Origin of the sequence: Streptomyces sp. NPDC047982 (assembly GCF_043204165.1) — a bacterium.
Lineage (GTDB): Bacteria > Actinomycetota > Actinomycetes > Streptomycetales > Streptomycetaceae > Streptomyces.
This window is the reverse complement of record NZ_JBIDBS010000005.1, coordinates 289,441-301,452: the sequence shown is the minus strand read 5'-3', so window position 1 is coordinate 301,452 and position 12,012 is coordinate 289,441. Positions and strand designations below refer to the sequence as shown.

The following is a 12,012-nucleotide window of genomic DNA, read 5'->3' as shown; positions in this document are numbered from 1 at the left end:
CCGCAACACGCGACGGCCCCGCGCACCGCGTCCCGCGCGGTGTCCGCCTGGAGGAGCGCGGGCGGTTCAGTCGCGTCGTTCGTCGGTGTCGCGCCGGATGGTCTCGTTCCCGTGGTCCCCGAGTTCGTAGGGCGACAGGCCCCTGCCGTCGGGCGGGAAGCTGTCGTCGCCGTGGACATCGCGCTGCTCGACGTGGGCGCGGTGGTCGGGCCGCGGCGGCTGCTCCTCGGGCCGGGGCGGGGGGAGCTCCTGGGCCCGGCGCCTCCTGCCCAGCCAGACCGCGCCGATCAGCATGCCCACCAGCGCGATTCCGATGACGCCCATCACCGACCCGGTCGCACCCCGCCCGTCGGCGAGGAAGAGGGCCAGTGAGCCGATGACTCCGTTCGATACGTCCATGCCTCCCCGATACCCCGAGGGACGGGCACCAGTCGATAAAGGAGATGAATTCATGTTTTAAGTGGATATGAAACTTAAAAGGGTTTTGGTCCTCGCCGGGTGGCCGGGCGTCGGCGTACCGGCACGGGACCGCCCGTCCTGGCGCCCCCGTCCGCCGACCCGCTCGTGTCGCCGTCGCCCGGCCGCGGGGTGAGCCTGGAGAGGACCCCCGGCCGTGTCCCGGCGCGGGGTCCGGCGCACGACGCGGAGCGGAGGAATCCACGGTGAACAGCATCAAGGAGAGGCGGAGCGACGAGAGCCTGCCCGGCCGGGACGTCTCGGTCGTCATCAGCGGCTGCGACACCGGCGACGCGCGGATGGTCTTCGATGCGCTGCGGGCCGCCTTCACCACCGACCGGGCCTCCGTCGACGTGCCGAGGAAGCTCGCGGAGAAGCGCCCCACCGCGTGGACGGCGACCGTCGACGTCACCGAGGAGCGGGTGGTCTCAGGGCCGGCGCCGCTCGGCGCGCCGGTCTCGCTCGACGTGCAGGGCGGCTACTGGGCGGTCGAACGGCTCCGGCGGAGTCTGGCGCACGCCTTCGACGTACGGGTCGTCGGAACCGTCTCCGGGGACCAGGAGGAAGAGGTGCGCCTGCGCCTGAGCAGCCGGGGCGGCGGTCGTGCGGGCGGCGCGGACCGCCCGGCGGCCGGGCGGGGCCCCGCCACGGAGCAATGAGCCGGTAAGCGCCACCCCGTCTGGTAGAAAACGGGCAAAAGGTCACCTATGGAAGGCGTGGGCGAGTGGATCCCTCACACAGGCCGGACGGCGGCGCGCGGCAGGCCGGAGCGACGGGAACGATCGTCGACCGGTCCACTCCGACGCTGTACGTCAACGGAACCGAGCGGACCCTGACGCTCGACCACCGCACCACGCTCCTGGACGCCCTGCGCGAGCACCTCGGCCTCACCGGGGCGAAGAAGGGCTGCGACCACGGACAGTGCGGGGCGTGCACCGTCGTCGTCGACGGGCGGCGCGCCAACAGCTGCCTGCTCCTCGCCGTGGCGCACGACGGCGCCCGCGTCACCACCGTCGAGGGACTCGCCGACGGCGACCGGCTCCACCCCCTGCAGGAAGCCTTCCTGGAACGGGACGCCCTGCAGTGCGGCTACTGCACACCCGGCCAGATCTGCTCGGCCGTCGGCATGCTCGGCGAGGCGGCGGACGGCTTTCCGTCCCACGCCACCGCGCGTACGGCCCCCGTCACCGGCCCGGCCCCGCTGGACGCCGCCGAGATCCGCGAGCGGATGAGCGGCAATCTGTGCCGCTGCGGCGCCTACCCCCGTATCGTCGAGGCGATCGAGGACGTGGCACCGTGAGACCCTTCGCCTACCTCCGCGCCCGGACCGTCACCGAGGCGGTCCGTGAACACGTCGCCCACCCCGGCGCCGGATTCCTCGGCGGCGGAACCAACCTCGTCGACCTGATGAAGCTCGGGGTGGAGACCCCCCGCCTGCTCATCGACATCAGCCGGCTGCCCCTGGCCGAGGTGGCCGACACCGACGACGGCGGGCTGCGCATCGGCGCGACCGTGCGCAACAGCGACCTGGCCGCCCACCCCGCCGTGCGCGCCCGCTATCCGGCCCTGTCGCAGGCACTGCTGTCCGGTGCCTCCGGACAGCTTCGCAACGTCGCCACGACCGGTGGCAACCTCCTCCAGCGCACCCGCTGCCCGTACTTCCAGGACGTCTCCAAGCCCTGCAACAAGAGGCAACCCGGTGCCGGCTGTTCCGCCCGCGACGGCGCCCACCGCGAACTCGCCGTGCTCGGCCACTCCGAGCACTGCGTCGCCACCCACCCGTCCGACATGGCCGTGGCCCTGTCCGCCCTCGACGCCTGTGTCCTCCTGCACGGGCCGGACGGCGAACGGACCGTGCCCGCCTCGGAGTTCCACCGGCTGCCGGGCGACACCCCGGACCGGGACACCGAGATCCGGGCGGGCGAACTCGTCACCCAGGTGATCCTGCCGCCCCGCCCGGACGGCGCGGGCTCCCTCTACCGCAAGGCCCGCGACCGCGCCTCGTTCGCCTTCGCCCTGGCCTCCGTGGCCGCCGTGCTGAGCGTCCGCGACGGCCGGATCGCGCACGCGGCGCTGGCTTTCGGCGGCCTCGCCCACCGGCCCTGGCGCGCCCGCACCGCGGAACGGGTGCTGCGCGGTGCCCCCGCCACCGCGGAGACCTTCGCCCGGGCCGCGGACGCCGAACTCGCCGGGGCCCGCCCCTTGCGCGACAACGCGTTCAAGGTGGGCCTCGCCCACAGCCTGGCCGTCGACGCGCTGACCGAACTGGTGCCGTGACCGGCAAGGTTTGCCCGGAAGGAGCGTCGTCCGGTGCGTGCGATCGCAAGGCGGCCAAAAGCCCTGGTAGCAGGCTTCGTGGGCTTGTGGCCGACGCCGCGAGCAAGGGGGTCTCCCCTGCTCGAACGAAGTTGAGAGCTCGGGGAAGTGCCGGGCGGAGCGACGGGGCGCACGTTGCCTGCCGCGGCCCTGGCCGCCGACGGCCGACCGACCGCAGCAACGCCGACACACCGACCCGCAGACGTGAGGACCCCTCATGAGCCAGGCCCCGCCATCACTGGGCAGCCCCGTCGTCCGCCGCGAGGGCCGGGACAAGGTCACGGGCGCCGCCCGCTACGCCGCCGACCACACCCCGCCCGGCTGCCTGTACGGGTGGCCCGTCCCGGCCACGATCGCCCACGGCCGCGTCACCGCCGTCGGCACGGAGGAGGTGCTGGCCCTGCCCGGGGTGCGCGCCGTCCTCACCCATGACAACGCCCCGGCGCTGAAGGAGCCGGACGACCCGGTCCTCGCCGTCCTCCAGGACGACCGGGTCCCGCACCGGGGCTGGTACGTCGCGCTCGTGGTCGCCGACACGCTCGAACAGGCCCGCGCCGGGGCCGGGGCGCTGCGCATCTCCTACGCGACCGCCCCGCACGACGTCCTGCTGACGGCGGAACACACCGGCCTCCACACCCCCGAGACGGTCAACGGCGGCTACCCCGCCGTCCGGGAGCGCGGCGACGCCGCACACGCCTTCGCCACGGCACCCGTCCAGATCGACGCCACCTACACCGTCGGCCCCCTGCACAACCACCCCATGGAGCCGCACGCCACCACCGCGCGATGGACCGACGACGGCCACCTGACCGTGCACGACTCCAGCCAGGGCTCCACCACGGTCCGCGACAGCCTCGCCGCCGCGTTCGGGCTCCGTCCGCGGCAGGTCACCGTCGTCTCCGAGCACGTCGGCGGCGGCTTCGGCTCCAAGGGCACCCCGCGCCCGCAGGCCGTGCTGGCCGCCATGGCCGCACGGCACACCGGACACCCCGTCAAGGTCGCCGTCCCGCGACGCCAGTTGGCGGGCGTCGTCGGCCACCGCGCGCCCACCGTGCAGCGGGTCCGGCTCGGTGCCGAGGACGACGGCACCCTCACCTCGATCGTCCACGAGGTCGTCACCCACACCTCCACCGTCAAGGAATTCGTGGAGCAGGCGGCCGTGCCGACCCGGGTGATGTACGCGTCCGCACACAGCCGCACCGCCCACCGCGTCGTCGCCCTGGACGTACCGAGCCCGTCCTGGATGCGGGCGCCGGGCGAGGCACCGGGCATGTACGCGCTGGAGTCCGCCATGGACGAACTCGCCTCGGCCCTCGGCATGGACCCGGTCGAACTGCGCCTGCGCAACGACCCGGTGGACGAGCCCGACTCCGGGCGCCCGTTCAGCACCCGAGGTCTCGCCGCCTGCCTGGAGGAGGGGGCCGCACGCTTCGGCTGGCGCGACCGCGACCCGCGCCCCGCCGTCCGCGAGGAGGGGCCGCTGCTGATCGGTACGGGCGTGGCCTGCGCCACCTATCCCGTGTACGTCATGCCCTGTGCCGCCTCGGCGCACGCCGCGCCCGACGGCTCGTACCACGTCCGCGTCAACGCCACCGACATCGGCACCGGCGCCCGTACCGTGCTCGCGCAGATCGCGGCCGACGCGCTCGGCACCCCGATGACGAACGTACGGATCGACATCGGCAGCAGCGACCTGCCCGACGCCCCCCTGGCCGGGGGTTCCTCGGGAACCGCCTCGTGGGGCTGGGCCGTGCACAAGGCGTCCACCGCCCTCCTGCGGGTGCTCCACGAGCGCACCGGCCCCCTTCCCCCCGAGGGACTGACGGTCCACGCCGACACCGAGCGGGACGTCTCCGAGGGATCCCCCTACGCGCGGCACGCTTTCGGCGCGCACTTCGCGGAGGTGGCCGTCGACGCGCGCACCGGCGAGACACGGGCGCGCCGGATGCTCGGTGTCTTCGCCGCCGGACGCATCCTCAACCCCCGCACCGCGCGCTCCCAGTTCATCGGCGGGATGACCATGGGCATCGGCATGGCCCTGACCGAGGCGAGCACCCTGGACCCCGTCTTCGGCGACTTCACCGAGAACGACCTCGCGCTCTACCACGTGCCGGTCAGCGCCGACGTGCCGTGGATCGAAGCGCAGTGGATCGACGAGGACGATCCCCACCTCAACCCGATGGGCAGCAAGGGCATCGGCGAGATCGGCATCGTCGGCGCGGCGGCGGCCGTCGGCAACGCGGTCCGGCACGCCACCGGAGTCCGGTTGCGCACGCTTCCGCTCACCGCCGACACGCTCCTGCCCTACCTGCTCTGACCCGCGGGGGTCCCGCCGCGCGGCCCGGGAGCCGTCCTCGTGTTGCGCGGGCCGCTCCAACGGGTCACGCTGTGGAGTGACCCAGAAGTGACATCCGCTCACTCTTCGTGTTCGGGGGGTCGTTGGTTCGACGAGGCGAAGTCAGTGGGCCCCGATGTGAGGAGCCCCCCACGATGACCGTTCAGACCGACCGGCACTATCTGGTCGAAGTCCAGGTTTCGCCAGAGCGTGTCTCCCAGGTGCGGCGCATCGTCGCGGCGCACCTGCGCCACTGGAGTCTCGAACTCCACGTCCGGCCGGTGTGCCGGGGCGTGGAGGAACTGCTGACCAACGTCCACCGGCATGTCGGTGACCACGACCGCTGCGTCGTCGAACTCCGCTGGTCGGGGCGGCGTCTCACCGTCTCCGTCGCCGACGGCGGCACCGAGATGCCGCGGCTGCTCGACCACGGCGGCGGCGGTCTCAGCCGGGTCATGGCGCTCAGCGACAGCTGGGGCGCCTGCCGTACCGGTGAGGGAAAGGTCGTGTGGTTCACCCGGTACGCGAAGGAGCCGCGCGGCGCCGGGAAGCGGTCGCCCGCACCCCTGCCCGGGGGGCGTGAGTTCCGCCGCCCGCCGGTCGCCGTCGCGGGCGGGGCTCCCGACGCCACGACGACGTCCGACACCGCCCCCGTCCTCGTCTGAGCCGCCCCCGGGGCCGTACCACCGGCTCGGCCGGTACGCGCCCCGGCACGGACGGCGTGTCCCGGTGGGGTGCGCACGGTCCGCGCCGGTCCGGTGTCCCGGCGGGGCCCGCGTTGCGGTACGGCGCACGGCGCGGCACGGTCGAAGTACCGAGGCAAGGAGAGCACAGCCATGCCCATCGCGACGGTCAACCCCGCGAACGGCCGGACGCTGCGAACGTTCGAGGCACTGGGAGAGGCGGAGATCGAGCAGCGGCTCGCCGCCGCCCACGCCGCGTTCGGGCACTGGCGCACCACTGATTTCGAGGAGCGGGCCCAACTGCTCGGCCTGGCCGCCGATCTCCTCGACGAGGACCAGCAGGACATCGCGCGCACCATGACCACCGAGATGGGCAAACCCCTCGCGGCGGCCCGTGCGGAGGCCGCCAAATGCGCCAAGGCGATGCGCTGGTACGCGCGGCGCGCCGAGGAGCTTCTCGCGGACGAGCATCCCGCCCCGGCCGATGTGGCGGACTCCGGTGCCTCCAGGGCCTTCGTCCGCTACCGCCCGCTGGGCGTCGTCCTCGCCGTGATGCCGTGGAACTTTCCGCTCTGGCAGGTGGTGCGGTTCGCCGCCCCCGCGCTGATGGCCGGGAACGTCGGCCTGCTCAAGCACGCGTCCAACGTCCCGCAGACGGCCCTGTACCTGGAGAGCCTGTTCTGCCGGGCCGGATATCCGCAGGGGTGCTTCCAGACGCTGCTCGTGGGCTCCGGCGCGGTCGAGTCGGTCCTGCGGGACCACCGGGTCGCCGCCGCCACCCTCACCGGCAGCGAACCGGCCGGGCGCTCGGTGGCGTCGATCGCCGGTGACGAGGTGAAGCGCACCGTCCTGGAACTGGGCGGCAGCGACCCGTACCTCGTCCTGCCGTCGGCCGACGTCGCCGCGGCGGCGCGTACCGCCGTGACCGCCCGGACGCAGAACAACGGCCAGTCCTGCATCGCGGCCAAACGGTTCATCGTGCACACCGGGGTCTACGAGGAGTTCGCCGAGCGGTTCACCGAGGGCATGCGCGCCCTGACGGTCGGCGACCCCATGCGGGAATCCACCGACATCGGCCCCCTGGCCAGTGAGCGGGGACGCGCGGACCTGGAGGAGCTGGTGGACGACGCGGTACGGCGGGGCGCCGGCGTGCTGTGCGGCGGCGGCCGGCCCGACAACCTGGGCCCCGAGCTGGAGAACGGCTGGTTCTACGCCCCCACCGTCCTCGGCGGCGTCACCCCCGCCATGCGCATCCACCGCGAGGAGACCTTCGGCCCCGTCGCCGCGCTCTACCGGGCCGAGTCACTGGACGAGGCCGTGGCGCTCGCCAACGACAGCCCGTTCGGCCTCAGCTCCAACGTATGGACCCGCGACGCCGCCGAGGCCCGCCGCTGCGTGCGCGACCTGGAGGCGGGCGGTGTCTTCTTCAACGGCATGACGGCGTCCCATCCCGCGCTGCCCTTCGGCGGGGTGAAGCGTTCCGGCTACGGGCGCGAACTCGCCGGCCACGGCATCCGCGAATTCTGCAACACGACCACGGTCTGGTACGGCCCCGAGGCCGCCGGGGCATCCGCCTGACGGCCGTACCGTACCTGCTGTCGCGGCCCGTGCGGGGTCCGGGGGACGACATTGCGCGCGCGCACTCGCCGCGACGAACGATTCGTTCGAGTATGTCCCGTACGAGGTTGATCTTCCGCCTCGCGGTCGCACCTGCCGTCCCGCCGCCCGCGCGCCCCGCCGCGCGGGCGGCGGGACGGGGCCCCGCGCCGTACACGATCGAGGAGAAGCAGATGAGTCACGCCGCCCACCCGGCAGCGACCCCCGGACCCTCCGACGAGGAGATCGCCGCACTCGACGCACACTGGCGGGCCGCCAACTACCTGGCCGTCGGCCAGATCTACCTCATGGCCAATCCGCTCCTGACCGAGCCGCTCGCCCGCGAGCACATCAAGCCCCGTCTGCTCGGCCACTGGGGCACCTCGCCCGGACTCAACCTGGTCCACACGCATCTCAACCGGATCATCAAGTCCCGCGGCGTCCCGGCCCTGTGCGTCTGGGGGCCCGGCCACGGCGGGCCGGCCGTACTCGCCAACTCCTGGCTGGAGGGCACCTATGCGCAGACGTACCCCGACATCGGCCGGGACGCCCACGGGATGGGACGGCTGTTCAGGCAGTTCTCCTTCCCCGGCGGGGTGCCCAGCCACGTGGCACCGCAGACCCCCGGCTCCATCCACGAGGGCGGCGAACTCGGCTACGCCCTCACCCACGCCTACGGCGCCGCGTTCGACCACCCGGACCTGCTCGTCACCTGCGTCATCGGGGACGGCGAGGCCGAGACCGGGCCGCTGGCCGCGTCCTGGCACTCGAACAAGTTCCTCGACCCGGTGCACGACGGGGCCGTCCTCCCGATCCTCCACCTCAACGGCTACAAGATCGCCAACCCGACGATCCTCGCCCGCCTCCCCGAGACCGAGCTGGACGCGCTGCTGCGCGGATACGGGCACGACCCGCTCTACGTCGGCGGCGACGATCCGCTCACCGTCCACCGGGCGATGGCCGCCGCCATGGACCGGGCCGTCGACCGCATCCAGGAGATCCAGGAAACCGCCCGCACCGGCGCCGCCCCCGAACGCCCCCACTGGCCGATGATCGTGCTGCGCACCCCCAAGGGCTGGACCGGTCCGGCGGAGGTCGACGGGGTGCCCGTCGAGGGCACCTGGCGCTCCCACCAGGTGCCGCTCGCCGGCGTCCGGGACAACCCCGCCCATCTGCGGCAGTTGGAGGAGTGGATGCGCTCCTACCGGCCGCAGGAGCTCTTCGACGCGTCGGGCCGCCCCACCGCGCAGGTGCTCGACTGCGTGCCCGAGGGCGCCGACCGCCTCGGGGCGACTCCGTACGCCAACGGCGGTCTGCTGCTGCGGGATCTGCCCGTCCCGCCGCTGGAGGAGCATGCCGTCACCGTCGACAAGCCCGGCACCGTGCTGCACGAGCCGACCCGGGTGCTCGGCGGACTCCTGCAGGCCGTGATGGCCGCGACCGCCGAACGTCGCGACTTCCGCGTGGTGGGCCCCGACGAAACGGCCTCGAACCGGCTCGACGCCCTCTACGGAGCCACCGGCAAGGCATGGCAGGAGCGGATCCTGCCGACGGACGAGCACCTCGCGCACGACGGCCGCGTCATGGAGGTGCTCTCGGAGCACCTCTGCCAGGGCTGGCTGGAGGGATATCTCCTCACCGGACGGCACGGCCTGTTCTCCTGCTACGAGGCGTTCGCCCACATCGTCGACTCGATGGTCAACCAGCACATCAAATGGCTCAGGACCGCCCGCCGACTGGCCTGGCGCAGCCCCATCGCCTCCCTCAACTACCTGCTCACCTCGCACGTCTGGCGTCAGGACCACAACGGGTTCTCCCACCAGGACCCGGGCTTCGTCGACCACGTCCTCAACAAGAGCCCCGAGGTCGTCCGGGTCTACCTGCCGCCGGACACCAACACGCTGCTCTCCGTCGCCGACCACGTCCTGCGCAGCCGCGACTACGTCAATGTGGTCGTGGCCGGCAAACAGCCGTGCCACGACTGGCTCACGCTGGACGAGGCCCGCGCGCACTGCGCCCGGGGAGCGGGGGTCTGGGAGTGGGCGGGGACCGACGACGGCTCCCGCGAACCGGACGTGGTGCTCGCCTGCGCCGGTGACGTCCCCACCCTGGAGACACTGGCCGCCGCCGACCTGCTCCGCCGTCACCTGCCGGACATGGCCGTGCGCGTGGTCAACGTGGTCGACATGACACGGCTGCTGCCCCACGACCAGCATCCGCACGGGATGCCGGACGCGGAGTATGACGCGGTGTTCACCCGGGACACCCCCGTGATCTTCGCCTACCACGGCTACCCGTGGCTCATCCACCGGCTGGCCTACCGGCGGGCCGGTCACGCGCATCTCCACGTGCGCGGTTACAAGGAGGAGGGCACCACCACGACACCGTTCGACATGGTGGTCCGCAACGACCTGGACCGCTACCGGCTGGTGATGGACGTGATCGACCGGGTGCCCGGTCTCGGCGTCCGGGCCGTGGCGGTGCGCCAGGCGATGGCGGACGCCCGCACCCGCCATCACGCCTGGATCCGGGAGCACGGCGTGGACCTGCCCGAGGTCGCCGGATGGACCTGGGGCGGCTGACGTTGCCCGGGCGTCGTCGGCCTCCGGGCCCGGAAGGAACGCGAGGACCCGGGGCCCCGGCGTGCGTTCGAGGCGGTGGGCGGTGAGGCGATGCGCCCGCGACGGGCGCGCGGCTCGCGTGCGCCGCGTGACGTGGGGCTCAGCGGCCCAGCGCCCGGGCCAGCTCGTCCTTCGTCATGTGCGAACGCCCGTGGATGTTCTTCTTCTTCGCCTCTTCGTAGAGCTGGTCGCGCGTGGGGCCCGCCGCCCCGCTGCGGGAGCGCAGCCCGCCGCGCCGTGACGACGACATGTCCTCGATGGACGTACGGCTCGCGGTCCTCGACTCGCCCGCGCGGGCGCGTGCCTTGTTGACGGTACGGGCCGCGATCTCCTCCGCCCGTTCCTCGCCGACCCCGCGCTCCTGCGCGCTCTCCTTGATGTGTTCGTACTGTCGTTCCCGTTTGGCGTTCGATCCGCGTGGCATGGTGCGCTCACTCCTCTCGGGGACCGCCCCGGGGGCCTTTCGCGGGGCTCTTCCCGCACCCGTCGGGGGACCCTCTCAGTGTCCCAGCGGCCCCGGGGGCCCGCATGCCTGCCGGGCGTGGGCCGCCCCGCGCCCATGCCGAACGGCGGTCCCTGTGCGGGGAGCGGGCGGACCGGCCGTTTCCCCGGCCGCGGACGGGGCGCGGCCGCCGACGGGCTGCCCGGTGGCTCGTCGGCGGTCACGCGTCCGGCGGGCGCCTACCAGATGGACTCGACCCACTCGGGGTGGTCGATGAACGGGTTCCGGTTGTGCTGGTACTGGTTGTATATGACGTCGTTGCGCCGCTTCTCGAAGGCGTCCGGCGGGTCCTCCTGGCTCCACGCCTTCAGGACGGAGAGACGGCCCATGTACGGGGCCGAACCGTTGGACACCCGCTCGTTGGGTTCGAGGTCGGCGAAGCCGTCGCCGCCCTCGTAACGCACCGCCATGTAGAGGATCATGCGGGCCACGTCGCCCTTGACCGCGTCGCGCGGTTCGAAGGAGTCGCTGTCGGTGTAGCTGCCCGGCGCCCCGCTGACCGGGCTGCCGCCGTTGTCGAAGTCCTTGTTGCCGCGGATGGAGTTGACCTGGACGTCCTCCGGGCGCAGGTGGTGGATGTCGGTCCCGGGGCCGGTGACGGTGCCGAAATCGCCGTGGGACTTGGCCCAGACGTGCTCGCGGTTCCACTGACCGACCGAGCCGCCGCTGCTGTTCTTGGATATCGAGCGCCCGGAGTAGACGAGGACCACGTTGGAGGAGTTGGCGGGGTCCTGGTCCGTGTTCTTCAGCGCGTCCCAGACCTGGCTGTAGGAGACCTTGGTCTGCTTGCTGATGATCGTGTGCAGCGCGCTCTTGAGCGCGGTGCCGGTCTTTCCTGTCGCGCCCTCGTAGTACGTGTCGTCGAAGGTCTGGAGGGGTGTCGCGGGGGCGGGAGCGGTTCGGGCGGTGGCGGCGGGCGCGGCGGCCGCGGTGCCGGCGAGCACGGCGAACGCGGCGAACGTCGCCAGCAGCGTGCGTCGGTGGCGAAGGTGACGATGGGGCATGTGGGGGTGTCCTCTCCGGAAGGACGGGCGCCGCGACACCGGTGGAGGATGGGGACGGCGTCGCGGCGGACGTGTGGTGAGTGGTCAGCGGGAGCCTTCCACACGCACCGTGACCATGGTGTGAACGCTGTGTATCTATCATGTGCAGGTCAAGTGGCGGCGTCTCCGTGCGCCCGCGGGGCGGCGGAGGGGGCGCCCGGGCATCGGATGCGCAGGGCAGGGCGCGGCGCGAGAATGTCCGAAAAGGACGAGGAGGCGGCATGAGCGACGAGCCCGAATCCGTATCCGTATCCATCGCCGGGGGAGTGACCCCGGACAGCCTCTTGCACACGGGTGGGAGCGACGAACCGACCGCGGAGGACCTGGTGCTCGCCTCCGGGCGGGATCTGACCCCGGAGAACCTCCGGTGGGCCGAGCGCAGGCTCGCCCAGGAGGGCCGTTCGGCGATCGACAAGGCACTGCCGTAGCAGCGGGAGGCCGCCATGGCGCGGCGGGCCCC

At 72.8% G+C, this 12,012-nt stretch carries 11 protein-coding genes; 8 read left to right on the top strand and 3 right to left on the bottom strand.

Going from position 1 to position 12,012, the window contains the following annotated elements; genetic code table 11:
• Positions 1-66 precede the first annotated feature (66 nt).
• Positions 67-399 (bottom strand): DUF6479 family protein, encoded by a 333-nt coding sequence (locus ACGF2V_RS08700; protein WP_362622408.1) that lies wholly within the window; start codon positions 397-399, stop codon positions 67-69.
• Between the two features lie 263 nt (positions 400-662).
• On the opposite strand from ACGF2V_RS08700, the gene ACGF2V_RS08695 reads away from it, so the two are divergent.
• The 7 genes from ACGF2V_RS08695 (at position 663) to ACGF2V_RS08665 (ending at position 9,968) form a co-directional block, all read left to right on the top strand.
• Positions 663-1,115 carry a hypothetical protein gene (locus ACGF2V_RS08695; RefSeq protein ID WP_362622410.1) on the top strand — a complete coding sequence of 151 codons (453 nt, stop codon included), beginning with the start codon at positions 663-665 and terminating at the stop codon, positions 1,113-1,115.
• A 65-nt stretch (positions 1,116-1,180) separates the two neighbouring features.
• Positions 1,181-1,756 (top strand): 2Fe-2S iron-sulfur cluster-binding protein, encoded by a 576-nt coding sequence (locus ACGF2V_RS08690; protein WP_362622412.1) that lies wholly within the window; start codon positions 1,181-1,183, stop codon positions 1,754-1,756.
• Positions 1,753-2,733 (top strand): xanthine dehydrogenase family protein subunit M, encoded by a 981-nt coding sequence (locus tag ACGF2V_RS08685; protein ID WP_362622414.1) that lies wholly within the window; start codon positions 1,753-1,755, stop codon positions 2,731-2,733. Before ACGF2V_RS08690 ends, ACGF2V_RS08685 begins: the two co-directional genes overlap by 4 nt.
• A 256-nt stretch (positions 2,734-2,989) precedes the next feature.
• A complete protein-coding gene (locus tag ACGF2V_RS08680; protein WP_362704776.1) occupies positions 2,990-5,089 on the top strand; it encodes a xanthine dehydrogenase family protein molybdopterin-binding subunit in 2,100 nt (699 codons plus the stop codon).
• Positions 5,090-5,262: 173 nt separating this feature from the next.
• Positions 5,263-5,772 carry an ATP-binding protein gene (locus ACGF2V_RS08675; protein WP_362622419.1) on the top strand — a complete coding sequence of 170 codons (510 nt, stop codon included), beginning with the start codon at positions 5,263-5,265 and terminating at the stop codon, positions 5,770-5,772.
• Between the two features lie 171 nt (positions 5,773-5,943).
• Positions 5,944-7,368, top strand: a complete 1,425-nt coding sequence (locus ACGF2V_RS08670; protein WP_362704773.1) for an NADP-dependent succinic semialdehyde dehydrogenase — start codon at positions 5,944-5,946, stop codon at positions 7,366-7,368.
• 212 nt (positions 7,369-7,580) lie between these two features.
• The gene (locus ACGF2V_RS08665; RefSeq protein ID WP_362704903.1) at positions 7,581-9,968 is read left to right on the top strand and encodes a phosphoketolase family protein; all 2,388 of its coding nucleotides are present in this window, start codon (positions 7,581-7,583) and stop codon (positions 9,966-9,968) included.
• Between the two features lie 139 nt (positions 9,969-10,107).
• On the opposite strand, the gene ACGF2V_RS08660 is transcribed toward ACGF2V_RS08665, so the two are convergent.
• The gene (locus ACGF2V_RS08660; protein ID WP_362622427.1) at positions 10,108-10,431 is read right to left on the bottom strand and encodes a plasmid stabilization protein; all 324 of its coding nucleotides are present in this window, start codon (positions 10,429-10,431) and stop codon (positions 10,108-10,110) included.
• 257 nt (positions 10,432-10,688) lie between these two features.
• Positions 10,689-11,513 (bottom strand): endonuclease, encoded by an 825-nt coding sequence (locus ACGF2V_RS08655; RefSeq protein ID WP_362704771.1) that lies wholly within the window; start codon positions 11,511-11,513, stop codon positions 10,689-10,691.
• Positions 11,514-11,773: 260 nt separating this feature from the next.
• Between ACGF2V_RS08655 and ACGF2V_RS08650 the strand changes: the two genes are divergently transcribed.
• Complete coding sequence (locus tag ACGF2V_RS08650; RefSeq protein ID WP_362622433.1) at positions 11,774-11,980, top strand: hypothetical protein; 207 nt, start codon at positions 11,774-11,776, stop codon at positions 11,978-11,980.
• Positions 11,981-12,012 lie beyond the last annotated feature (32 nt).